Origin of the sequence: Streptomyces sp. NPDC058257 (assembly GCF_042881845.1) — a bacterium.
Lineage (GTDB): Bacteria > Actinomycetota > Actinomycetes > Streptomycetales > Streptomycetaceae > Streptomyces.
In genome coordinates, this window is record NZ_JBHVXJ010000002.1 from 382,305 (window position 1) to 406,022 (window position 23,718).

Genomic DNA, 23,718 nt, shown 5'->3' on the forward strand with positions numbered 1-23,718 from the left:
GATCAGGACCCGTAGTCGGCATCACACCGTGGAACTCACTTGGCGCGTAGCTCTCAGGTACTACGGGTAGCCCAGGGGCCACGCTCTGCGGGTATCCCCCGGGCGTTCCCGGGCATCCCCGGTCTAGTACGCCAGCTGTGCGATCTCCTCCGCCACCACCGCGCAGGCGTCCGCCGCCGGGTCGATCAGCGGGAAGTGGCCGACGCCCTCCAGAAGCGTGAACCCGACGACCTCGCCCGCCTTCGCCGCCGCGTCGGCGTACGCCTCGGCCACCGCCTGCGGCACGACGATGTCGGTACGTCCCTGGACGACGGTCGTGGCGATGCCGGTCGGCAGCAGGGCCGCCGGGTCGGCGTGCGCGAGACGCTCGTCGAACTTCTCGGCCCCGCCGAGGAGTTGAAGGGGTGCGTCCGAGCAGACGCCGAGCTCCCGCGCGACCCGGAAGTCGGCGACGGGCGCGAGGGCGACGACGCCCCGGAAGGGGACGGGCCGGTCGATGCGCCAGGGGGAGCCGGTGGGCAGTACGTGGCGGGCGGCGGCCCAGAGGGCGAGGTGGCCGCCCGCGGAGTGGCCGGTGACGACGGTGCGGCGGATGTCGGCCGACGGCACGAGGTCGGCCACGAGCGCGGGGAGCGCGTCGAAGGCGGCTGCGACGTCGTCGAAGGTCTCGGGCCAGCGCCCCGCAGCGGGTCCGCCGCCCTGGGCGGGGATCGAGCTCCCCCGGCGGTACTCGACATTGGCCACGGCGAAGCCACGCCTGGCCAGGAAGTCCGCGAAGGGCGTGAGATGCCGCCGGTCGTACGGGGCCCGCCAGGCGCCGCCGTGCAGGACGACGACGAGGGGGGCGGGGGCCTCCGTGGCGATCCGGGGCTCGTAGAAGTCGATCACCTGGTCGGGGTGTTCGCCGTACGCGGCGGTGGCGTCGGGCGTCACCGCGGGGTGCGAGAAGGCGGCGTCGGCCTCGGCGGTATCGCGGGCCACGGCGTCGTCCGGCATGCGACAACCTCTCTGCGGGTGCGTGGGGTACAGGTCGGGTACAGGTCGGGTACAGGTCTCTTGATCTTCCCCTACCCCGCTCCTTCCCGATACCGGCGCCGGGCGGCCGGAATTCGGCCCGCCCGGCGAACGGCGACACGCCGCTACCCCGCGGCTTCCCTCAACGTCCGCGCGAGCACCCCCGCGGCTCGCTCGGCATCGGCGAACCCGACGTACAACGGCGTGAATCCGAACCGCAGCACATCGGGCGCCCTGAAGTCCCCGACCACGCCCTGCTCCACGAGACGGCGCATGACGTCACCCGCGTCGTCGCACCGCAGGGCGACCTGGCTGCCGCGCTGTCCGTGCCCGGCCGGGGTGAGCACCTCGACCCGGCCCTCGGGGACGTAGGCCGCCACGCACTCGATGAAGAAGTCCGTCAGCGCAAGCGACTTGGCACGTACGGCCTCGATGGACACCCCGTCCCAGACGTCGAGCGCCGCGTCCAGGGCCAGCATCGAGAGGATGTCGGGCGTACCGACCCGCCCCCGTACGGCACCCTCCGCCGCCTCGAACTCCGGCCGCATCCCGAAGGGCTCGGCGTGCGAGTTCCAGCCGGGCAGCGGGGAGTCGAAACGGGCCTGCAGATCCGCACGGACGTAGATGTAGGCAGGTGAACCAGGGCCGCCGTTCAGGTACTTGTAGGTGCACCCGACCGCGAGGTCCACGCCGTGCGCGTCGAGCCCGACGGGCAACGCCCCGGCGGTGTGGCACAGGTCCCAGACCACCAGCGCGCCCGCGTCGTGCACGGCCGCCGTCAGGCCGGGCAGATCGTGCAGGCGCCCGGTGCGGTAGTCGGCGTGGTTGAGCAGGACGACCGCCGTGCGCGGGCCGAGGACACCGGCCACGTCGTCCGGCGCGACCGGCCGCAGACGGCACCCCGTCAGGCGCGCGGCCGACTGAGCGATGTACCCGTCCGTGGGGAACGTCGTCGCGTCAACGACGATCTCGTCGCGCCCCTCGTCCGAGTCACGGACCATGCGCACGGCCGCGACAAGCGCCTTGAAGATGTTCACGCTCGTCGAGTCGCCGACCACTATCCGGCCGGCCGCCGCGCCGACGAGGGGAGCTATGCGGTCGCCGACGCGCTCGGGCGCGGTCCACCAGCCGCTTTCGTCCCAGGAGCGGATGCGGAGCTTTCCCCACTGCCGGGAGATGACGTCCGCGACGCGCTCCTGGACGTTCGCCGGCAGCGCGCCGAGCGAATTCCCGTCCAGGTAGACGGTGTCGTCGAGGACGAACTCGTCTCTCTTCCCCCGGAGTTCGTCCTCGGCGTCCTTCTTCGCCGCCTGCGCCTGCATCTGCGTCTGCGTCTGCGTCTGCATCTGGAGATCCGCGTCAGACATGGCTCCTCGCCGTCCACAGCTCGGGGAAGACGTTCTTCGTCGCGCGCTTCTCCAGCCAGGCCACACCGGCCGAACCGCCCGTGCCCGTCTTGGAGCCCATCGCGCGCCGCGTCGCCACCAGATGGTCGTTGCGCCAGCGCCACACCAGCTCGCCGACATCCGTCAACGTCTCGCCCAGACGGGCGAGTTCCTCGCTCTCGTCACCGGAGTAGAGGTCGGTCCAGACCTTCTCGACCTCGGGCGACGGCTCGTACTTCTGCGTCAGGTCGCGCTGGAGCACGGCGGTAGGGACCGCGTGGCCGCGGCGGGCGAGCAGGGCGAGGACCTCGTCGTACAGGCTCGGCTCCTGGAGCGCCTTCTCCAACTCGGCGTGGACGCGCGGCGCGCCCCGGTGCGGCACCAGCATGGACGCGGATTTGTCGCCGAGCAGGAACTCCATGCGGCGGTACATCGCGGACTGGAATCCGGATCCCTCGCCGAGCGCGGAACGGTAGGAGTTGAACTGCGCGGGGGTCAGCTGGGCGAGCGGGCGCCACGAGGCGTTCAGCGCCTCCAGCTCGCGCAGGCTCCGCTTGAGGGCGGCCACGGCGACGGGGACGTCATCGCTGCGCAGGGCGCGCGACGCGGTCTCCCACTCGTGCACGATGACCGTGAACCACAGCTCCATCACCTGGGTGGTGACCAGGAAGACCATCTCTCCGGGGTCGTCCGAGCGCAGGTGCTGGAGGTGGGTGAGGACGTCCGCCTGGACGTAGTCCTCGTAAGGGGTGGTTCCTGCGAAGTCGAGGTTCGGGGTGTCCGCCTCTTGGGACATCGCGATCTCCTTGATACGTACTCCGGGTAGCGGTCCGCCCCTGCCGTTACCGACACGGGGGCCCCGGTCCCCACCGGCATCCTCCGCAACATCCCACAAAACGGCAAGACCTGCCTGGTCACAGCGGCGTCCAGGCAGGTCAAGCACGTATTGGGGGCTAGCTGAGGGTGTCCGCCGTGCTAGCCGAGAGTGTCCGCCGCCGCCGCGGAGGAGTCCCGCAGGAAGCCCGCGCAGCGCTCGTACTCCTCCTGCTCGCCGATCGACTGCGCGGCGCGGGCGAGCCCGTGCAGGGCGCGCAGGAAGCCGCGGTTCGGCTCGTGCTCCCACGGCACCGGGCCGTGGCCCTTCCAGCCGGCCCTGCGCAGCGAGTCGAGGCCGCGGTGGTAGCCGGTGCGGGCGTACGCGTACGACTCGACGACGCTGCCCCGGTCGAACGCCTCGTCGGCGAGCTGCGCCCAGGCGAGCGAGGAGGTCGGGTACTTCGCGGCGACGTCGGCGGGCGCGGCGCCGTTCGCGAGGAGCTCGCGCGGCTCCGGGTCGTCGGGCAGGTGGGTCGGGGGCGGTCCCCCGAGCAGATCCTTGTGAATGGCCATGGGTTCCAGTCTGCGCCATGGCGCGACGCGAAGGGCCCGGTACCCCGTCCTGGAACGGGGTACCGGGCCCTTCGTCACGAAAAGCGGTGCGGCGGCGGTGCCTACTTCAGCTTCGTGCCCGTGGAGCGCAGGTTCGCGCACGCCTCGGTGATGCGCTTGGCCATGCCCGCCTCGGCGGCCTTGCCCCAGGTGCGGGGGTCGTACGTCTTCTTCGAGCCGACCTCGCCGTCGACCTTCAGGACGCCGTCGTAGTTCTTGAACATGTGGTCCGCGACGGGACGCGTGAAGGCGTACTGCGTGTCCGTGTCGAGGTTCATCTTCACGACGCCGTTCTCCAGGGCGGTCGCGATCTCCTGCGCGGTCGAGCCGGAGCCGCCGTGGAAGACGAAGTCGAAGGGCTGTGCGCCCGCGGCCTTGCCGTGCTTGGCGGCGACGCCCTCCTGGAGGTCCTTGAGGAGCTCCGGGCGCAGGACGACGTTGCCCGGCTTGTAGACGCCGTGGACGTTGCCGAAGGACGCGGCCAGGAGGTAGCGGCCCTTCTCGCCCAGGCCCAGGGCCTCCGCCGTACGCAGCGCGTCGTCGACGGTCGTGTAGAGCTCGTCGTTGATCTCGTGCGTGACGCCGTCCTCCTCGCCACCGGTCGGGGTGATCTCGACCTCAAGGATGATCTTCGCGGCGGCGGCCTTCGCGAGCAGCTCCTGGCCGATGGTCAGGTTGTCGGCGAGGGTCTCGGCCGAGCCGTCCCACATGTGCGACTGGAAGAGCGGGTCACGACCGGCCTTGACGCGCTCGGCGGAGACGTCGATCAGCGGACGGACGTACGTGTCCAGCTTGTCCTTGGGGCAGTGGTCGGTGTGCAGCGCGACGGTGATGTCGTACTTCGCGGCGACGATGTGCGCGAACTCGGCGAGGGCCACGGCGCCCGTCACCATGTCCTTGTTGTGCTGGCCGCCCAGGAACTCCGCACCACCGGTGGAGATCTGGATGATGCCGTCGCTCTCGGCCTCCGCGAAGCCGCGCAGTGCGGCGTGCAGCGTCTGCGAGGAGGTCACGTTGATGGCCGGGTAGGCGAACTTGCCTGCCTTCGCCCGGTCGAGCATCTCGGCGTAGACCTCGGGAGTTGCGATGGGCATGTGTCCGCTCCTTGTGATGTGCGGGTGTGTGCTTGGCCCTGACCTAAGGGGGCGACGTCATCGTCGCCCCCATCCTTCCAGACTTGCCGGGCGGCCCAGGCCGCCCGGCGTTCACCGGATCCGGTCCGGCCCTAGTCCAGGCCGAGGTCGTCCTTGGAGTACGCGAAGAGGTACGGCACCCCGGCGCCCTCGGTGATCTTCTCGCCCGCCCCGGTGGCGCGGTCCACGATGGTCGCGACGCCGACCACCTCGGCGCCGGCCTCGCGCACGGCCTCGACGGCGGTGAGCGGGGAACCACCGGTGGTGGAGGTGTCCTCGACGACGAGAACGCGGCGCCCCTTGATGTCCGGGCCCTCGACGCGGCGCTGCATGCCGTGCGCCTTGGCGGCCTTGCGCACGACGAACGCGTCGAGCCGCCGGCCGCGCGCCGCGGAGGCGTGCAGCATCGCGCCCGCGACGGGGTCGGCGCCCATGGTGAGTCCGCCCACGGCGTCGAAGTCGAGGTCGGCGGTGAGGTCGAGCAGCACCTCGCCGACCAGCGGGGCGGCCTCGCCGTCGAGGGTGACGCGGCGCAGGTCGATGTAGTAATCGGCCTCAAGACCCGAGGAGAGGGTCACCTTGCCGTGCACCACGGCCTTGTCCTTGATTTGCCGCAGCAGCGCGCCACGTACGTCGTCAGTCATGCCTGTCAGCTTAAAGCCGCGTCCAGGTCCAGGTCGTCGACGTCTCCAGGGGGTCGATCGGGGTGACGAGGCGGGGCAGGGTGTTGAGGCCGTCGGGCGGCCCTGTCTGCGGCTCGACGCACACGGCGGCTTCCTGCTCGTCGTACACGACGACCCACTGCTCGCGGCTCTTCACCGTGAGTTCCAGCTGCTCGGGCCAGGTCAGGGTGACGTCGACGCCGTCGGTCATCCCGAAGCAGTCGTCCCAGGGGCCGGGGGTGGGGGCGATGCGGTTGCCGGTGGGGAGGTGGTCGTCGCCGCGCTCCTCCTGCCAGGAGGGGGCGAAGTCGACGCGTACGTCCTCCTGGCCGAGGTTCCGGTTGAACCACGGGTGCCAGCCCGCCTGGGCGGGGAAGGAGTCGCCGTACGTCTCGATGCCGAGGGTGAGGGTGAGGGAGTCCTCGGTGAGGGCGAAGAGCTGGGTGACGCGGCCTTCGTAGGGCCAGGGGTCGCTGAGGTCGTACGTGAACGCGGCCTCGCTCCTGCCGGTGCGGGCGGTGCGCCATGCCGCGTCCCTGGCGAAGCCGTGGATGGCGTGGGGCGGGGAGTTGAGGGGCATCTGGTGGACCGTGCCGCCGTTGCGGAACCTGCCTTCGCGGATGCGGCCGACCCAGGGGGCCATGGGGAAGCAGCCGTAGCGTTCGCCCTGCCGCAGCAGCTCGATGCCGCCGACCCGAAGGCTCCCCACTCGGCAGCCGTTACCCGGCTGCAGCTCGACTTCCGCGTCGCCCGCGCTCAGTGTCACGCTCTCTTCGCTACTCACGGGGTCGACCCTACGTGTCCAGGGCTCGGCCCCTCCGGCGTCTGAGGAGCGGGGTCCGGGGGGGGGCGGGGTCGAGGGCCGGGGTCGAGGGCCGGGGGAGATTCACCGCCTGCGGCGCAACGCCCGCCCCGCGACGATCGCCGAGGCGAGGACCACCGCGGCAGCGGGCGCGGCCCAGCGCAACGTGGCCCGCGTCGACATCGAATCCGCCGCGGGCGCCGGGGCGTACCGTCCCCGGGGCGGCGCGTGGTCGACCTCCTCCGCGCTGCGTCCGATCATCGTCCGCCGGGCGTGCGCGGCCTCCGCGGGCGGCACCAGAATGTCCTCGACATCGACATCGTCGTCGGAGTCCCCGTCGAACGACGAGGCGGGCACCTGCGTCTCGAAGACGGAAGCCGCCTCCACGGGTTCGATGACCACGGGCTCGGGCTCCGGCGCCGCGGACTCGGCCTCCGGCTCGGTCCCCCGCCCAAGACCCTCCGCGAACCGCTCGAGGAGCCTGCGCACGGCCCCCTCCACAGCCTGTGGAGAACTTTCGGCGACGCGCCCATCGCCCGCACCCGTCCCGGCGAAGACCACCCGCGTCCCGGAACCGTCCTCGGCGGGATCGAGCCGCACCGTGAGCGAGAGCTTCACCGTGCCGCCGCCCCGCACCTCGACGCCCTCGCCCTCGATCGCGAAGGAACCGTCACCGCGCGCTGCGACCCGCGCCACACCGCGGTACGTGATCGTGTGGCCGCCGATGCGCACCTTGAGACGGCCGGAAAGCGGCTGTGCGGACTCGTCCGCGTCGCGCTGAAGTCCGGGCACCGCCCCAGCGACCTGCGCGGGGTCACTCAGCACCTGCTGAAGACGGTCGGCGGGAACCGGAACGAACACCTCATGCTCCATGGCAGTCGAGCCTACCCACGCCGTCCAGACCATGTACGTCGGTTCGTCAGTTCGCGTACCGCGGGTGCACCAGTGTGGAGGGGGTCAACCCACGCACCCGCGTCCGTTCGGCGGACGCCACGCCCACCCCCAGCAGCGCCGCCGTCCGTGGCGGATCGAGGTCCGGGCGGGAGTCGGCCGCGAGGACGAACCCCCAGTCGCGCGGCACCGCCGCACCGTCCGCCGTCCGGCCGGGGCCCGCCGTGACCCCGGGAAGCCTGCCGCCCACGCGGTACGGCTCGGTCCGCAGTCCCGCCGCCCGCAGCGTCGCCTCCACCGTCCAGTAGACGCGGGGCTCGGCGCCGACCGGACCCGCGTGCACGGCGAGGCGACCGCCCGGGGCGAGGACCCGCCGCGCGAGGCCGTAGAACTCCTGGGAGTAGAACTTGGTGCTCGCGGTGATGCCGGGGTCCGGCATGTCGGAGATCACCACGTCGTACGTACGAGGGGGTGAGCGCAGCCAGCGGAACGCGTCGGCGTGCACCACCCGCACCCGGGGGTCGCGGTACACGTGCTCGTTCAGCTCGCTCAGCGCCGGATCACTGCGCGCCAACTCCACGACCCCGGGATCGATTTCGACGACGTCCACCCGCCGCACGCCGGAGTGCCGCAGCACCTCACGCGCGGCGAGGCCGTCGCCGCCGCCGAGGATCAGCACGCGCGCGTGCCCGCCGTTCATCGCGGGGCCGACGAGCGCCCGGTGGTAGCGGTGCTCGTCGCGGCCGCTGACGCGCAGACGCCCGTCGAGGTAGAGGTCGAGCGAATCGCTTCTGCCGCCGGTGAGGACGACTTCCTGGACGTCGGTCTGCACGGCGACCCGGACGTCCTTGCCGTAGACCGCACGCCGCGCCGCCGCCTCGAAGTCGCCGACGAGCACGGCGGCGGCGGCGAGCACGCCGAGGACGGTGACGTTGGCGACGAGCAGCGCCCAGCGGCCTCGCACACTCAAGTCCCGCCCGAAGAGGCCGAACACGAGTGCGCCGCCCGCCAGTACGTTCACCGCGCCGGTGATCAGCGCCCCGGAGAGCTGGCCGAGCAGGGGGAGCAGCAGGAAGGGAAAGGCGAGGCCGCCCACCAGCGCGCCCACGTAGTCGGCGGCGAACAGGTCCGCCACGGCGCCGCTGGGGTCCTGCCGTCTGATGCGCTGTATGAGCACCATGAGCAGCGGTACTTCGGCGCCGATGAGCAGGCCGATGGCGAGCGAGAACGCGACGAGCAGATACCGCGAGCCGCTCGCCCAGACCTCGCCCCGGTCGCCGGTCCAGGCGAACGCCGCGTACAACGCCATGGCGCTCAGGCCGCCGACCAGCGCGAGTGCCGCCTCGACCAGGCCGAACCCGGCGGCGGCACGGCAGCGCAGACGCTTGGCGAGCAGGGACCCGATGCCCATGGCGAAGACCATCACCGAGAGGACGACGGACGCCTGGGTGACCGAGTCACCGATCAAGTACGAGGCGAGGGCGACCAGTTCGAGTTCGTACACCAGACCGCAGGCCGCGCAGATGAAGACGCCCGCCAGGACGAGTATGCGCCCCGTCCGGGGTGTCACGGGCAACTGCGTTGACGGCTCGATCACCTTGGGAACGCTACGTCACCACACTCTCACGCCAGGTCACCCACAAGGGTGTATCTCGACGTCAGAGGTGTAGAACCCGCCGAGAGCCGATCGAGAACACCTCAGAGCACCGCGGGCATGCGCGCCCCCACGCGGGTGCGCGTCGCCACGAGTTGCCCGTCCTGCGGATAGGCGTGCCAGGTGCGCCACTGCACGGCGCCTTCGTGCCACTGGGCGAGGAGCGCGGTGAACGCGTGCGGGCTGCCGGGGAAGACCCCGGCGAGTCCGTGCGGATGCTCAGATACCAGGGCGAGCAGCTCCTGCGCGCGGCCCGCGAACTGGCCGCGCGAGAGGGTCTCGACGCGCGCCGCGAATTCGTACTCCCACTCGCCGAGGCGCTTGGAGACGCCGAGCGGAAGGGGCGTACTGCTGCCGGGGATACAGGCGACGGTCTCGGAGCAGGTGCCGCGCTCCTCTTCGAGGAGCACCTGGTGGGACGCCCCCAGGAGCCGCAACTCCAACTTGGCGTGGGCGAGTTCCAGTTCGAGTGTGGCGAGCGCGGGCAGCGGCTCGCGCCCCAGGGTCCAGGCGAGATCCGAGGCGCACGTGTCGGTATAGACAGTCTTCAGGGTCGTGAGCATGGGTCGGCTCCGCTAACACGCAATGGAGGTGGGTCCGGCACACCCGGTCAGGGACCGGGAGGTCGGAATGCCGGCTCGTGCCCACGAAGACGTCCCGGTTGTCCAAGTAGTCCGTTTCGAGGGCGGCGCTGACGGTTAAGAGGGAATCATGGACTGCTGCACTGCCACATCGTTTTTACCCAACTTCGGAGGGTTTCCACCCCCTCGGGGGCTGCACAGTTCAACTGTTCAATGACTCAACGACGAAGTGCCCGGCAGGAGTTGCCTCCCGCCGGGCACTCCGGCCTGGTTCTTGAGCCGGTTTCTTCAGCCGGGCACTTCAACAGATGGACGGACCAGCTGCCCCGTGTCAGCTGCCTCCGCCACCACCACAACCGCCACCGCCACCGCCGCCGCACGAGGAACCGCCGCCGCAGGACGACCCGCCGCCACAGGAGCCGCCACCGTGGTGGCCGCCCCCGTGGTGGCCACCGCTGTCGCCGCCACCGGCCCACCAACTGGCGCCGCTCGAACCAGCCGCACCGGCCGCCCCGGAGCCGGACCGACCGCTGTTTCCCCGGCCGGCGTACGACACGAGTGCGACGATAAAAACCACCGCGATCAACACGAAGACCAAGACCATGACCTTCACGCCCCTTTCCGTTCCCCCGAAGCAGGCCCCCCGTGGGTCCGCGTTCTCTCTTGTGTTCTTGTTGTTCTTGCGTGGAAGGGGGATGCCCCCGGCCACGCGGCCTCAAAGCAGAGTTGAGGAAGTTCAGAGGGTTCGCTGGGGGCGAACCGGGGGGGGGACCCGCACGTGTAAGGAGCGAGAAGACATGGCACATACAGAGTCCGGCAAGAAGGTCATGGGCTGGGCCACCGCAGCCGCACTGCTGGCGATGACGCCGCTGATGGCGGCGTGCTCGGGCGGCACATCGGACGACTCCGGCGCCTCGTCGGACAAGAGCTCCAGCGCTCAGGCGGGCGACAACTCCGAAGCGCAGGCGGGCGGCCGGTCCACCGTGCCCTCCGTGGTCAGCGCCTGGGTCGGCGCGGTCATCGAGAAGGACGCGAAGCAGTCGTGCCTGCTCTCCGCTGTGCCGGGCAGCGGAGGATCGGCCCCGAAGGCGGCCACCGCGCAGACGTGCGACGCGGCGATGCTGAAGAAGATGGACCCCGGCCTGAAGTCCATGAGCAAGGCGTTCGCGCCGCAGAACGCCTCCGGCAAGCCGACGGTGAAGGTCGACGCGCCCACCCCCGATGGCGACAAGGCAACCGTCCCGACGGCCAAGATCAACGTCGGCGGAAAGCCCCTGCGGGACATCATGCTGTCCCGCTCGCACGGCGTGGACGCGAAGTCCTTCACCGCCAAGGTGCAGACCGCCAAGGTCGACGGCAAGTGGTACGTCGGTGACTTCGACATCAACGTCGGCAACAGCGGCAGCGGCAGCGGCAGCGGCAATAAGACGCTTCAGCCTCAACAGCCGTAGCCGCGTGAGTTGAGGAAGTCCGGAGGTTCGGCGCAGGATGGCGCTCATGACCTCCACACCCGGGCGCCCGTTGCTCAACCGCCGCCTCGCCGAGTTCGGCACGACGATTTTCGCCGAGATGTCGGCGTTGGCGGTGAAGACCGGCGCCATCAACCTCGGCCAGGGCTTCCCCGACACGGACGGTCCCGAGGAGATCCGCGAGGCCGCTGTCCGCGCCCTGCGCGACGGCCGCGGCAACCAGTACCCGCCGGGTCCGGGCATCCCCGAGCTCCGCACGGCGATCGCCGCGCACCAGCAGCACCGGTACGGCCTCGCGTACGACCCCGACCGCGAGGTCCTGGTCACGGCGGGCGCGACCGAGGCGATCGCGGCGTCCCTGCTCGCCCTGGTCGAGCCCGGCGACGAGGTCATCGCCCTGGAGCCGTACTACGACTCGTACGCGGCGTCGATCGCCCTCGCCGGCGGCAAGCGCGTCCCCGTGACGCTGCGCCCGGACGCCGCGGCGGGCCGCTTCCGCCTGGACCTGGACGAGCTGCGCGACGCGGTCACGCCCCGCACCCGGCTGCTGCTCCTCAACACCCCGCACAACCCGACCGGCACCGTCCTGACCCGCGCGGAGCTCACCGAGATCGCGAAGCTCGCGGTCGAGCGCGACCTGCTCGTGGTCACGGACGAGGTGTACGAGCACCTGGTCTTCGACGACGGCGAGGGGACCGCGCACATCCCCCTCGCCTCCTTCCCCGGCATGCGCGAGCGCACGGTGACGATCGGATCCGCGGGCAAGACGTTCTCGTACACCGGCTGGAAGGTCGGCTGGATCACGTCCACGCCGGAGCTGGTGACGGCGGTCCGCTCGGCGAAGCAGTTCCTCACCTACGTGTCGTCGGGCCCGTTCCAGTACGCGATCGCCGAGGCCCTGGCCCTGCCGGACTCCTACTTCACGTCCTTCCGCGAGAGCATGCGGACCAAGCGGGACCTCCTGAGCGAGGGCCTGACGGCGGCGGGCTTCGGCGTCTACCGCCCGGCGGGCACGTACTTCGTCACGACCGACATCAGCGCTCTGGGAGAGTCCGACGGCTTCGCCTTCTGCCGGGCGCTGCCCGAGCGCGTCGGCGTGGTCGCCGTACCGAACGCGGTCTTCTACGACCACCGGGAGGCAGGGGCGCCGTTCGTGCGCTTCGCGTTCTGCAAGAAGGACGAGGTGCTCGCGGAGGCGGTCTCGCGGCTGAAGTCGCTGTAGCCGCCGGGGGCCGACGACACGAGAGCCCGGCCGGGAAGCGACCGCCTGATGGTGGGCGCCCCGGCCGGGCTCTCGTGGTGAACGTCGTGAACGTGGTCCAGGCGCGTGGTCCAGAACGTGGTCCAGGTGCGTGGTCCAGGTGCGCGGTCCAGAACGTGGTCCAGGTGCGTGGCCTAGGCCTCGTCGTCGGGCTTCTCTTCACCCTCGGTGGCGTCGACCTCGGCCTCAAGGCCGAGCTGCTCGACGAGCCACTTGTCGAACTCGATCGCGGCCCGCACCCAGCTGACCGTCGACGACACGAAGTGCTCCAGGGAGACACCCGTGCCGATCAGCATCTGCGCCTCACCGATAAGGCGGACGGTGCCGTCGTCGTGGGTGTGCGTGTAGACCTTCGGCCACAGGGTGCGGCGGTTCCAGTCGTCGATCGCTTCGAGAAGCTGGGACTTCTCTTCGATCCCGTGGGCGCGGTCGTAGAACGTCCGCACCGAGAAGACCTGCTGGTCCCCCTCGCCACGGAACATGAAGTACGTGCGGAACTCCTCCCACGGCGCCGCGAGGTCACCCTCTTCGTCGACGACGTGCTTGAGCTCCATCTGGTCCAGGAGCTGCTTGACCAGGTCCTGGTCGGGGACAACGGGGCCCGCCGGTCCATCGCCCTGCTGCGGTTCGGGCTGTCCCCCGAAATTCGGAATCGAGGACGGGTCGATGCTCACGTGCTTAGTCCCTTCGTACGGATTCCGCCATCCTGCCCCATGTCGGGCGGGGGCCCGCAACCCCCGCCCCTGATGTGACCGGGTTATGCCGTCCTGGAGCGGCTCACAGGGTCTTTCCCGCTGCGTTTCCCGCTGTCTTTCCCGCTGCGTTTCCCGCCGCGTCTCCCGCTGTGTCTCCGGTGGCCGGGCCGACGATCAGGCCGTCCCCGAAAGTGTCCACACGCACCGTGTCCCCGTCCTTCACCTCGCCCGAGAGGATCTCCTTGGCGAGCATGTCGCCGATGGACGTCTGGATGAGGCGCCGCAGGGGCCGTGCGCCGTACGCCGGGTCGTTGCCCTCTTCCGCCAGCCAGGCCAGCGCGTCGGGAGAGACCTCAAGGGTGAGCCGCCGCTCGGCGAGCCTCTTGGCGAGGCGCTCGATCTGCAGCTCGGCGATGTGCGCGAGCTCGTCCTTGCTGAGCGCGGAGAAGACGACGAGGTCGTCGAGCCGGTTCAGGAACTCCGGCTTGAAAGAGGCCCGCACGACGTCCAGGACCTGCTGCTTCTTCTCCTCCGGTGACGTCGTCGGCTCGACGAGGTACTGGCTTCCGAGGTTGGAGGTCAGGACGAGGATGGTGTTGCGGAAGTCCACCGTCCGCCCCTGCCCGTCGGTGAGGCGTCCGTCGTCGAGGACCTGGAGCAGTACGTCGAAGACTTCCGGGTGCGCCTTCTCGACCTCGTCGAGGAGCACGACGCTGTACGGGCGCCTGCGTACGGCCTCGGTGAGCTGGCCGCCCTCTTCGTAGCCGACGTAGCCGGGCGGGGCGCCGACCAGCCTGGCCACGCTGTGCTTCTCGCCGTACTCGCTCATGTCGATGCGGACCATGGCGCGCTCGTCGTCGAAGAGGAAGTCCGCGAGGGCCTTCGCCAGCTCGGTCTTGCCGACGCCGGTGGGCCCGAGGAAGAGGAACGATCCGGTGGGGCGGTCGGGGTCGGCGATCCCCGCGCGCGTGCGGCGCACGGCGTCCGACACCGCCCGCACGGCCTCGGTCTGCCCGATGAGCCGCTTGCCGAGCTCGTCCTCCATGCGGAGCAGCTTCTGCGTCTCGCCCTCCAGGAGGCGCCCGGCGGGGATGCCGGTCCAGGCTCCGACCACATCGGCGATGTCGTCGGGGCCGACCTCCTCCTTGACCATGGTGTCCTTGGAGACCTCTTCCTCGGCCTCGGAAGCGACCTCCAGGTCGTGTTCGAGGGCCGGGATCTCGCCGTAGAGCAGCTTGCTCGCGGTGTCGAAGTCGCCGTCGCGCTGCGCGCGTTCGGCCGTTCCGCGCAGCTCGTCGAGCTTCTCCTTCAGCTCACCGACGCGGTTGAGGGACTGCTTCTCCTTCTCCCAGCGGGCGTTGAGCCCGCGCAGCTCCTCCTCCTTGTCGGCGAGGTCGCGCCGCAGCCTTTCGAGGCGCTCCTTGCTCGCGGGGTCGGTCTCCTTGCTGAGGGCGAGCTCCTCCATCTTCAGGCGGTCGACGGAGCGCTGGAGCTCGTCGATCTCCAGGGGGGACGAGTCGATCTCCATACGCAGCCGGGAGGCGGCCTCGTCCACAAGGTCGATGGCCTTGTCGGGCAGGAAGCGGGATGTGATGTACCGGTCGGAGAGCGCGGCGGCCGCGACAAGGGCGCTGTCCGCGATCTGGACCTTGTGGTGGGCCTCGTACCGCCCCTTGAGCCCGCGGAGGATGGCGATCGAGTCCTCGACGCTCGGCTCGTCGACCAGCACCTGCTGGAAGCGGCGCTCCAGGGCGGGATCCTTCTCGATCCGCTCCCGGTACTCGTCGAGGGTGGTCGCACCGACCATCCGCAGCTCGCCGCGGGCGAGCATGGGCTTGAGCATGTTGCCGGCGTCCATGGCGGAGTCGCCGCCCGCCCCGGCCCCGACGACGGTGTGCAACTCATCGATGAAGGTGATGATCTGCCCGTCGCTGTCCTTGATCTCGGAGAGGACGGTCTTGAGCCGCTCCTCGAACTCGCCGCGGTACTTCGCGCCGGCGACCATGGCGCCGAGGTCGAGGGAGACGAGCCGCTTGTTCTTCAGCGACTCGGGCACGTCCCCCTTCACGATGCGCTGCGCGAGCCCTTCGACGACGGCGGTCTTGCCGACGCCGGGTTCACCGATGAGGACCGGGTTGTTCTTCGTGCGCCGGGACAGGACCTGCACCACGCGCCGGATCTCCTGATCACGGCCGATGACGGGGTCGAGTTTGCCCTCCCTGGCGGCAGCGGTGAAGTCGGTGCCGAACTTCTCCAGGGCCTTGTACTGACCCTCCGGGTCCGGTGTGGTCACCCGACGTCCTCCCCTTGTCTTCTCGAACGCGTCGAGCAATTTCTTGGCGGTGGCCCCGTGCCGGCTCAGGACCTCACCGGCGGAGCCGCCCTTGGCGGCGACGCCGATCAGCAGATGCTCGGTGGAGAGGTAATCATCGCCCAGCTCCTTCGCGCGCTGCGAGGCGTCGGCGATGACCGCGAGCAGTTCGCGGTTGGGCTGCGGCGGCGCGACGGTCGACCCGGTGACGCTGGGCAGGGCGGTCAGCGCCCGCTCGGCGTCGGCGCGGACGGCGGCCTGGTCGGCGCCGACCGCGGCGAGCAGGTCGGTGATGTTCTCGTTGTCCTGCCCCTCGAGCAGCGCGAGCAGCAGATGCGCGGGGGTCAGATCGGGATGCCCTCCCTCCACGGCCCGGTTGCTGGCCGCGTTGATCGCGTCCCGGCTCCTGTTGGTCAGCTCGGCGTCCACGTGAGTCGTCTCCTCCTTGAGATCCATATGTCCCGGTGGCTCGATGTCCCGTCGCACGGGTGGCCCGGTGGCCCGGTGGCTCGGGTGACCTGGCCCACCTGACTTAAACAGCGTACATAAAGTTGAGTCTATTCCACTCAAGAAAGGGAGGGGGTGGAGTCCTGGCCCTCGCGGCGGCCGAGCGGACGGTTAGGTTCCCTCCATGGCCATGGACCCGCAGCACCCGACCCCCGCGTATCTCAGTTTCTGGCGCGAACGCCACCTGTGCACGCTGACGACGCCCCGCCCCGACGGCACCCCGCACGTCGTGCCGGTCTGCGTGACCTACGACCCGGAGGCGGGCGTTGCCCGCGTCCTGGCGAGCAGAACGAGTGCGAAGGTCACGAACATCCTCAAGGCGACGGACGCGGAGGGGGCGGACGGCGGCCCGGGGGCGCGGGTGGCGGTCTGCCAGGTCGACGGACGGCGCTGGGCGACGCTGGAGGGCCACGCGCGCGTGCGCACGGAGGCGGCGGAGGTCGCGGAGGGCGAGCGGCGCTACGAGGAGCGGTACGGGAAGCCGCCGAGGGTGAATCCGCACCGGGTGGTGATCGAGATCAGGCTGACGCGGGCGATGGGGACGCGGGCGCTGCGCACGCAGGCACCGGACGAGGCGTAGCCCCCCAGGGCCTCTCCGGGCCCGGCACACACCACAGCGGCGCCACCGTGTTCAGGTCCACGGTGGCGCCGCTGCTGGGGGAAGCACCTGCGCGATGTACAACGACGGGGGATCGCGTCAGGCGCTGCGGGGGGTGGCTGTGATGGCTCTTGTAGTGCTCGGACTCTGCTGTTCCTGCTGCTCGCCGGGCCCGCCGGGGTCACCGACAAGCTGGTGGTCACGCCGGTCGAGATTGACGAAGACCATCCCGTACCGAATGGCACACCGCACGGGCTGTGGGGCGCCCCGCGGCTTGCGGAGGCACCGGTAGGCCCGGATCTCCTCCTCGTCGTCACGGGTGACGACTACCGGCTCACCGAGAAGCGTGACCATCAAGGAGTCGCCTGCGTGGGGTATCGCGGTGGCGAGATCGATGAAGTGCCAACCTGAGCGGTAGGCGGTGGCCATTTCTCGGCGGAATGTGCGGTCGTCGGGCGGGGTACTCATGCGCCTGCTCCCGCCGGGGCTACGTTCCAGCCCAGGTCCGTGGACGGAGCTGAAACGGAACTCGTATTCGCCGGCTCGCTGTGCCACCCGAGATCGAGAGTGCTCAGCGCACCCAACGTCAGCCCTGCGGAGAAGGTGGTGACAAGCACCGAGCGAAGCATGCGCTTAAACATGGTCGGCTTCGTCCTCACTTGGTAGGTTCCTCTCCCCCGGCTCAACAAGACGATGTCTCAATCGAGCACGTCAAAGCCACAGGGTGGATGCATCATGTTCCTGCACGTTCAGGACCCTGGGGGGTGGAGATTTGCTTACAACAGGTGTGAAACCGACACATCCTCACCCTGCCGTCCCTCTTTGTGGCGAGGGATCCAGGTTGTATGCGAGTGCGCTCAGCAACGGCCGCCTGCCGCGCGACGAGGCCGAGAACGCTCCCTGCCTTCTCGAATCGGCTCTTCTCCACCCGGATCCGGACGACGCGAACTGGCTGCGGCCCGTTTCACCGTCCGCAGCACTCGCGCAGCGCCTCCACCCCATCGAGCAGGAAATCAAGGATCGGCGGAATCTGGCCGTTCAACTGGCCGATATTTTCGAGCCATTCATGGCCATCACCGCACGTGAGGAACCGGCTACCCATGCGATAACCGTCCTGGAGGGCGAGGCCCGCATCAACGCCGCCATCGAGCGCGCGACAGCGGAGTGCCGTACGGAGGTGCTCACCGTCCAGCCGGGGGGCGGTCGCAGCGAGGCGACCCTCAACATCGCGCTGAAGCGCGGACAGACAGTTCTCGACCGCGGCATCTCCATGCGCACCATCTACCAACACACCATGCGGCACAGCCAGGGCACCCTCGCCTATGCGGCGCGCATGGCCCAGGACAACGTAGAGATACGGACCCTGGAAGAAGTGATCGACCGGTTGATGATCTTCGATCGTGCCGTCGCCCTCATCCCCGCTCGCGCCGATCGCGACGTGGCCCTGGAGCTGCGCCATCCCGGTCTGGTCGACTACCTCGCCAAGGTCTTCGAGCAACAGTGGCAGTCGGCCACTCCCCTTCTCGATGAAGTTCCCTACCCACCATCGGCCAACGGCATCACCGGCGTGCAACGCTCCATAGCCAAGCTGCTCATCGACGGCCACGTCGACGAGGCGATCGCCCGCCGTCTCGGCATGAACGTCCGCACCTGCCGCGCCCACATCGCCAAGATCGCCGCCGCCCTGGGCAGCGGCAGCCGCGCTCAACTCGGGTACCTGATCGCCCAGTCCGGGATCCTGGACAAGGATCACTGAACTCGGTCGGGGAGTGAGCGGACATGACGTTGCAGCCTCATGCGCACGAAGCCGACGAGCTGTGCGAGGCGGGCTCCGCCTTGTACGCACTGGCGCTGGCCGAAGGCCGCATACGTCGCGAGGAAGCCGCAGCGGCACCCTGCCTGACCCGGTTCGGCCTTCTCCACGCCGATGCCGATGACGTGGAGTGGCTACGCCCCACCGCACCCGCGGTAGCTCTCCCCCGGCTGCTCGAAGGCATCGAGGAGCGCATCGCGCATCACCGGCATCGCGGGGCCCGACTGGCGACGTCGTTCGAGGCGTTCATGAATGTCACCCCGCGACGGCCCGCTTCAGCAGGCCGCTCCGCCATCACCGTCCTGAACGGGCTTCCCGAGATCCAGAAAGCGGTGGCACAGGCGCTGGCCGACTCCAGCCAGGAAATGCTGTCCATCCAGCCGGGAGGGTTCCGGCCCCCCGAGGCACTTGCCCAGTCCCTGGCCGACGCGAGAGGCGTCCTCTCCAGAGGGGGCCGCATGCGGACCCTGTACCAGCACACCTCACGCCACTCCCTGTCCGTGTTCGGCTATCACGATCAGCTCAAAGGTGGCACCGAGATCCGCACCCTGGGAGAAGTCACCGAGCGCCTCTTCGTCTTCGACCACACGGTCGCCTTCATACCGGCGAACAAGGATCGCAGCATTGCGCTGGAGATCCGTCTCCCCGCCCTCGTCGACCACCTCGCCGCCACCTTCGAGTGCCTATGGGACCTGGCCACCCCGATGTATCCGCATTCGGTGCAACTGCCCTCGGGCAATGGCGTCACGACCCGTCAGCAAGCCATAGCCAACCTCCTGGTCGACGGACTCACGGACTCTGAGATTTCCGCGCGTCTCGGCATGAATGTGCGCACAACCCGTGCCCACATCGCCAAACTGGCGAAAATCCTCGAAAGCCGCAGCCGGGCCCAACTCGGCTACCTCATAGGTCGTTCAGGAATTCTCGACCAGCGGACGTGACGTCCCATCCGCAAACCGGTCCCGACCGTGGTGCAACTTCCTGTGCATAGAATCATGACGCTTCAACCACTCGGGAGGGGCACAACATGTCCGTCGAGCACATCCCGCACGACGTGGAACAACTCTGCGAACCAGGTTCGGCCACTTACATCCGCGCGCTGAGCGAAGGCCGGATCCCCAGCGGCGATGCCGAACAGGTGCCTTGTCTCCTCGACTTCGGTCTGCTCCATCCCGATGTCAACGACATGCGGTGGCTGCGTCCCACGGACCCTGGTGTCGCCCTCCCCCGCCTCCTCCGCACCGTCGAAGACCGCGTCACGGACCAGCGCCAACGGGAGGAACGCCTCACCGCGGTCTTCAAGCCGCTCATGGCTCGCACGCCCCGGCTGCCCGAGAGCTCGGACGATCCCGCGATCACCGTCCTCGACGGCCTGGAACGCATCAGTTCGGCCATCGACCGGGCGATGTCCGACACCACGGAGGAGTTCCTCGCCGTCCAGCCCGGCGGCGCCCGCCCCCCGGAGACTTTGGCCGAGGCCTTCACCCGCGACCAGGCGCTGCTCAGCCGCGGCTGCCGCATGCGGACGCTCTACCAGGACACCACCCGGCATTCCCTCCCCGCTCTGGCCTACTTCGAGCGGCTCCAAGGCGACGCCGAGGCCCGCACCCTCGCCGAGGTCACCGAACGCCTCTTCGTCTTCGACCGGACCGTGGCCTTCATCCCCGCGAGCAAGGACCGCAGCCTCGCCCTCGAACTGCGCCACCCCGCCGTGGTCGAATACCTCGCCACCACCTTCGACCGACTCTGGCGCCTGGCCACCCCCATGTGGCCCCAATCCGCCCCCCAACCAGCAGAAAACGGCATCACCACCCGCCAACGCACCATCGCAGGCCTCCTCATCGAAGGCCATACCGACTCCGAGATCGCCACCCGACTCGGCATGAACGTCCGCACGGCCCGCGTCCACATCGCCAAACTCGCCACCACCCTCGGCAGCCAGAGCCGGGCCCAACTCGGCTACCTCATAAGCCAGTCGGAGATCCTGAACCAGGGCGCCTGAGCCCGAGAGTCGATGCACGAATACGCACTCCTGGGTCATTTGCCCCCGCCTCAGCGAGCTGCAATACAACAAGATGACGCTGGCGGCACGCCCCCGCCCCCGCCAGAGTTACTGCCGACGGAGCAAGCCCGGTTCGGGTCGATCCGTCGGCGAGCTGTCCTGCCAAACGGCCTGGGCAGAGCCTCGCTTCCCTTTGAGTCATCCCGGTCGGCTGCCCCGTAGCCGGCCGGGATGGCTCTCACTGCACCTGCCGTGACTCACGACTGGGAGCGAAATCTTTGCGCCTCCAGCGTCATATTCCCAGGGGGGGAAATGAAGAACAGGCCTCTTGTAAATCGAATAATGGCCACCAAGGCCGCGAAGGGTGCTGTCGTGGCGGCCTTGGCGGCTACGGCCATCGGGCTTACGGCTCCGATGTCGAGCGCCTCCAACGAGAGATCGTGGGACGACGGCTGCCGTGGGTACTGGTACTCAACCGCCGGTCACGGGTACTGCAATGACGCGAACACGTGGTACTCCAAGGGGTGGTACACGGACTACAACTGCAACAACGAGATCGACGAGCAGCACTACGACACGCTGCGCAACGGCTATCGGGGCAAGTACGACACCTACGAGTGCACGTTCAAGATCAACCACACGGACTCGCACAAGTAGTTCACCAGCGCCACGGTGGGCCCGCCATTCCGGTGGGCCCACCCCGCATTTGGGGAATTCCATCTATGACGACTTATCCCGTCGCCCGACTGACGGCCCTCACGCAGGGGTACGGCGGCCGACGCATCATCGACGATCTCGACTTGTCCATTCAGCCGGGCGTCACCGGATTATTGGGTCCCAACGGGGCAGGGAAAACGACCCTGTTCCGTACCCTCGCCACGATCGCGCCGCCGCAGAGCGGGGAACTGGAGCTCTTCAACAAGCCCGTCACCAGCGAACGAGATGTCCGGCAAGTCCGTCCTCGAATCGGCTACCTCCCACAGGACTTCGGCTACTACCCGGCGTTCTCCGTCACTGATTTCGTCCGCTACTGCGCCTGGTTGCGTGAGGTTCCGTCCAAGAAGGCCAAGTCGGCGACCGAGGAGGCGCTGGCCGCCGTCGGACTGGCCGACCGGGCCCGCGACCGGATGAAGTCGCTCTCGGGCGGCATGCTCCGTCGAGCCGGTATCGCCGCAGCCATCGTCGGCTCCCCGTCCCTGCTCCTCCTCGACGAGCCCACCGTCGGCCTCGACCCCGCACAGCGCCTCGACTTTCGTGACCTCATTCGTTCCCTCGCCCGCGCCGGGGCCGCCGTTGTGCTCAGTACGCACCTGGTGGAGGACGTGGGCGCTGCTTGTGACGCCGTCCTCGTGCTCAGCGACGGCCAGGTGGTCCACAGCGGTACGCCCCAGCAGTTGGCGGAACTGTCCACACCGACCGCTCCGGGAGACAGCCCTCTGGAGCGCGGCTACATGACGGTTCTGGGCAACCGTGGGTCGACCGAGGAAGCCGCATGCTGAACGCATACCGCATCGAGCTGCGCCGTTCGCCCCTGCTCACCGCCTTCCCCGTGATGATCGCGGTGGACCTGCTGGTGCTCTTCGGCCGGTCCCGGTACTGGATCGGCGTGTGGCCCGAGGCGAGCGTGGCGGCGCAGATCGTCACACTCTTTCTGGGACCCGTTCTCGCCGGTGTCTCCGCCTGGCAGGCCGGACGTTCCTCCCGGGCGGGACTGCCCGAGTTCCTTCTCGCGGCCGCCCAGCCGGGCTGGCGGATCGAGGCCGTGAGGCTGGCCGCCACCCTCACGCTCGGTTTCCTCGCGTACGGGATCGGGTGCCTCACCGCCGCGGCCGTCTCGATCGGCGACGCAGGACCGGGATTCCTCTGGCCGTCCTACCTGCTGCTCGGCGCCTCGACCCTCATCATTTTCGCGTCCGTGGGACACCTGGCAGGTCGCTGGTGGCCCTCGGCGGGATTTACGCCCATCGTCTGCGCCCTGGGCTGCTTCATCAGCATGCTGGCCCTGCCGTTCAAGTTCAACGTCCTCGCGGGGCCGCCGGACACCCACGTAAGTCCGCTGCCGGTCGCCCTCCGTCTCCTGTGCGCTCTCGCTCTCGCGGTGCTCGCGGTGACAGCACCGCCGCTGAAGAGGCAAGCCGAACGCCGGACACCCCACCGGAAATCGCCCCGCCATATACGTGGTGTCGCCGTCGGGTCGGTGGTCTGTTCCTTCACCGCGCTGGCCGCGGTCCCGGCCGCCGGTGAACTGCGCGTAGAACGTCCGGCCACGGCGACCACGCCGCTCTGCGACCGTGCCGATGAGAGTGCCCCACGGGTGTGCGTCTGGCCCGAACACCGGAAGTACCTGCCCGAGCTGACCCAGATGGTTCAGCACCTTGATCAGGCCGGTCAATCCTGGATCAAGGTACCCACCGAGTTCCGCGAGTTCGGGCTCCAGCGAACCGACCTGGGAGACCCCGGATTCGACATCGCCGAAGGGCACGTACGCACTGCGGCAATCGCCATGGCCGACCAGGTGTTCACGGCGTCCTTCGGCCGATGCCGCCCGCCCCAGGACGAGCGCCGTGCCTGGCAGGCCATCGACAACATCCACCTATGGCTCGAATACGAGGCGATGGGACAGGACCCGGCCGTCGCCGATGAAGGACTCCACGTCGAAGGAGTCACCACCGCACAGGGCGAGGCGACCAAGGCCGCGCGAATGCCGTCGGCCGAACAGCGGAACTGGGTCGAGCAGCAGCGCGGCCATGTACTTCGTGAAAGCTCTTGGTGCAAGCCTGATGAACGGCACTGATCTGCCAGATCTGCCCGATATACCTGATCCGCCTGGTCCTCCTGGCCTGTCTGATCTGCTGCGCTATGCAAGAGTCCACCGGGGCCCAGCGATCCTTGCCGGAACCACAGTTGTCGCCCTGCTGTCAGCGTTCTTCGGCGGGACCGACATCGCGCTTCCCTCGATCGGCAGCGGAGGAGCCACCACAGGGGTCCCCTACCGGCAGGAGCTTCCGCTTCTCTCGGCGGTCTTCCTCACATCCGCTCTCGACGGAGCCATGTCGGCACACGACGCGATGGGTGCATCCACGATGCACCGATTGCGCGTCGCATACTGCACCACGCTGACATTGACGGTCTGCGCCTTCTCGTTCGGTGCGGAGGCTCTCGCCAGCGGTCCGGACTCCGGGATCGTCTTCGTCCGGTCCGCCTTGATCTGGCTGGGCCTCGCCCTGCTTTCCGCCCGCCTACTGGGGCAGCAACTCGGCTGGGCCATCCCGCTTGCTTCGGTCCTCTTTCTGGTCTGGTACCCCGGCGACTGGTGGGATTGGACGTCCAACCCGGCCACCGACGTTTTCAGCTGGACTGTTGCCGCCATTGCTCTGGGCCTCGGGGTTACCGCGACCGCAGCAACTCCCTGGCGGAGGAAGGCCTTCCTCCATAGAGCTCGTTGACAACACCTCAGAACGGCGCCCTCACGCCCCTTACCGCGCCGCGCACTCGTGATCGCCCACGCCCAC

22 protein-coding genes and 1 pseudogene are annotated in these 23,718 nt (G+C 69.2%); 10 read left to right on the plus strand and 13 right to left on the minus strand.

Annotation, left to right across the window (positions count from 1 at the left end; translation table 11 throughout):
* Positions 1 to 123 precede the first annotated feature (123 nt).
* The 10 genes from ACFVXC_RS07090 to ACFVXC_RS07135 form a co-directional block, all read right to left on the minus strand.
* Positions 124 to 996, minus strand: a complete 873-nt coding sequence (locus ACFVXC_RS07090) for an alpha/beta hydrolase family protein (RefSeq protein ID WP_389902276.1) — start codon at positions 994 to 996, stop codon at positions 124 to 126.
* A gap of 143 nt (positions 997 to 1,139) precedes the next feature.
* Positions 1,140 to 2,360: a kynureninase gene (gene kynU, locus ACFVXC_RS07095; RefSeq protein WP_389903007.1), complete on the minus strand. Its 1,221-nt coding sequence runs from the start codon at positions 2,358 to 2,360 to the stop codon at positions 1,140 to 1,142.
* 13 nt (positions 2,361 to 2,373) lie between these two features.
* A complete protein-coding gene (locus tag ACFVXC_RS07100; RefSeq protein ID WP_389902279.1) occupies positions 2,374 to 3,195 on the minus strand; it encodes a tryptophan 2,3-dioxygenase family protein in 822 nt (273 codons plus the stop codon).
* A 179-nt stretch (positions 3,196 to 3,374) separates the two neighbouring features.
* Positions 3,375 to 3,788, minus strand: a complete 414-nt coding sequence (locus ACFVXC_RS07105; protein WP_389902281.1) for a DUF3151 domain-containing protein — start codon at positions 3,786 to 3,788, stop codon at positions 3,375 to 3,377.
* A gap of 101 nt (positions 3,789 to 3,889) precedes the next feature.
* The gene (gene fbaA, locus ACFVXC_RS07110; protein ID WP_389902283.1) at positions 3,890 to 4,921 is read right to left on the minus strand and encodes a class II fructose-bisphosphate aldolase; all 1,032 of its coding nucleotides are present in this window, start codon (positions 4,919 to 4,921) and stop codon (positions 3,890 to 3,892) included.
* A 131-nt stretch (positions 4,922 to 5,052) separates the two neighbouring features.
* Positions 5,053 to 5,604 carry an orotate phosphoribosyltransferase gene (gene pyrE, locus ACFVXC_RS07115; protein ID WP_389902285.1) on the minus strand — a complete coding sequence of 184 codons (552 nt, stop codon included), beginning with the start codon at positions 5,602 to 5,604 and terminating at the stop codon, positions 5,053 to 5,055.
* A 10-nt stretch (positions 5,605 to 5,614) separates the two neighbouring features.
* Positions 5,615 to 6,406: an aldose 1-epimerase gene (locus ACFVXC_RS07120; protein WP_389902288.1), complete on the minus strand. Its 792-nt coding sequence runs from the start codon at positions 6,404 to 6,406 to the stop codon at positions 5,615 to 5,617.
* Positions 6,407 to 6,508: 102 nt separating this feature from the next.
* Positions 6,509 to 7,297, minus strand: coding sequence for an SRPBCC family protein (locus ACFVXC_RS07125; protein WP_389902290.1), 789 nt, complete (start codon positions 7,295 to 7,297; stop codon positions 6,509 to 6,511).
* A 46-nt stretch (positions 7,298 to 7,343) separates the two neighbouring features.
* Positions 7,344 to 8,912, minus strand: coding sequence for a polyamine aminopropyltransferase (locus tag ACFVXC_RS07130; RefSeq protein ID WP_389902292.1), 1,569 nt, complete (start codon positions 8,910 to 8,912; stop codon positions 7,344 to 7,346).
* A gap of 101 nt (positions 8,913 to 9,013) precedes the next feature.
* Positions 9,014 to 9,532, minus strand: a complete 519-nt coding sequence (locus tag ACFVXC_RS07135) for a DUF2617 family protein (protein ID WP_389902295.1) — start codon at positions 9,530 to 9,532, stop codon at positions 9,014 to 9,016.
* Positions 9,533 to 10,347: 815 nt separating this feature from the next.
* Here ACFVXC_RS07135 and ACFVXC_RS07140 point away from each other — a divergent pair.
* Positions 10,348 to 11,001 (plus strand): hypothetical protein, encoded by a 654-nt coding sequence (locus ACFVXC_RS07140; RefSeq protein ID WP_389902297.1) that lies wholly within the window; start codon positions 10,348 to 10,350, stop codon positions 10,999 to 11,001.
* Between the two features lie 37 nt (positions 11,002 to 11,038).
* Positions 11,039 to 12,241 carry a pyridoxal phosphate-dependent aminotransferase gene (locus tag ACFVXC_RS07145; RefSeq protein WP_389902300.1) on the plus strand — a complete coding sequence of 401 codons (1,203 nt, stop codon included), beginning with the start codon at positions 11,039 to 11,041 and terminating at the stop codon, positions 12,239 to 12,241.
* A gap of 173 nt (positions 12,242 to 12,414) precedes the next feature.
* Here the strand turns inward: ACFVXC_RS07145 and ACFVXC_RS07150 are convergent, their stop codons facing one another.
* Together ACFVXC_RS07150 and clpB are read right to left on the minus strand one after the other, a co-directional pair.
* Positions 12,415 to 12,954, minus strand: a complete 540-nt coding sequence (locus ACFVXC_RS07150) for a YbjN domain-containing protein (RefSeq protein ID WP_389902302.1) — start codon at positions 12,952 to 12,954, stop codon at positions 12,415 to 12,417.
* A 169-nt stretch (positions 12,955 to 13,123) separates the two neighbouring features.
* Positions 13,124 to 15,715 (minus strand): annotated as a pseudogene (gene clpB, locus ACFVXC_RS07155) (ATP-dependent chaperone ClpB); the annotation flags it as partial.
* Positions 15,716 to 15,917: 202 nt separating this feature from the next.
* Here clpB and ACFVXC_RS07160 point away from each other — a divergent pair.
* Positions 15,918 to 16,373 (plus strand): pyridoxamine 5'-phosphate oxidase family protein, encoded by a 456-nt coding sequence (locus ACFVXC_RS07160; RefSeq protein ID WP_389902304.1) that lies wholly within the window; start codon positions 15,918 to 15,920, stop codon positions 16,371 to 16,373.
* Between the two features lie 117 nt (positions 16,374 to 16,490).
* Here ACFVXC_RS07160 and ACFVXC_RS07165 read toward each other — a convergent pair whose 3' ends face one another.
* Complete coding sequence (locus ACFVXC_RS07165) at positions 16,491 to 16,859, minus strand: hypothetical protein (protein WP_389902305.1); 369 nt, start codon at positions 16,857 to 16,859, stop codon at positions 16,491 to 16,493.
* A gap of 304 nt (positions 16,860 to 17,163) precedes the next feature.
* On the opposite strand from ACFVXC_RS07165, the gene ACFVXC_RS07170 reads away from it, so the two are divergent.
* From ACFVXC_RS07170 to ACFVXC_RS07200, 7 genes are all read left to right on the plus strand, one after another.
* Entirely contained in the window at positions 17,164 to 18,147 is a 984-nt protein-coding gene (locus tag ACFVXC_RS07170; protein ID WP_389903010.1) for a helix-turn-helix transcriptional regulator, read from the plus strand.
* A 23-nt stretch (positions 18,148 to 18,170) separates the two neighbouring features.
* The gene (locus tag ACFVXC_RS07175; RefSeq protein ID WP_389902308.1) at positions 18,171 to 19,145 is read left to right on the plus strand and encodes a helix-turn-helix transcriptional regulator; all 975 of its coding nucleotides are present in this window, start codon (positions 18,171 to 18,173) and stop codon (positions 19,143 to 19,145) included.
* An 86-nt stretch (positions 19,146 to 19,231) separates the two neighbouring features.
* Positions 19,232 to 20,206, plus strand: coding sequence for a LuxR C-terminal-related transcriptional regulator (locus ACFVXC_RS07180; protein ID WP_389902311.1), 975 nt, complete (start codon positions 19,232 to 19,234; stop codon positions 20,204 to 20,206).
* A gap of 342 nt (positions 20,207 to 20,548) precedes the next feature.
* Positions 20,549 to 20,863, plus strand: a complete 315-nt coding sequence (locus ACFVXC_RS07185) for a hypothetical protein (protein ID WP_389902314.1) — start codon at positions 20,549 to 20,551, stop codon at positions 20,861 to 20,863.
* Between the two features lie 65 nt (positions 20,864 to 20,928).
* Complete coding sequence (locus tag ACFVXC_RS07190) at positions 20,929 to 21,705, plus strand: ATP-binding cassette domain-containing protein (RefSeq protein WP_389902315.1); 777 nt, start codon at positions 20,929 to 20,931, stop codon at positions 21,703 to 21,705.
* Positions 21,699 to 23,000, plus strand: coding sequence for an ABC transporter permease (locus ACFVXC_RS07195; protein ID WP_389902316.1), 1,302 nt, complete (start codon positions 21,699 to 21,701; stop codon positions 22,998 to 23,000). Before ACFVXC_RS07190 ends, ACFVXC_RS07195 begins: the two co-directional genes overlap by 7 nt.
* On the plus strand, positions 22,987 to 23,652 hold the full coding sequence (locus ACFVXC_RS07200; protein ID WP_389902318.1) for a hypothetical protein: 666 nt from the start codon (positions 22,987 to 22,989) through the stop codon (positions 23,650 to 23,652). The genes ACFVXC_RS07195 and ACFVXC_RS07200 overlap by 14 nt, the downstream gene beginning before the upstream one ends.
* Positions 23,653 to 23,718 lie beyond the last annotated feature (66 nt).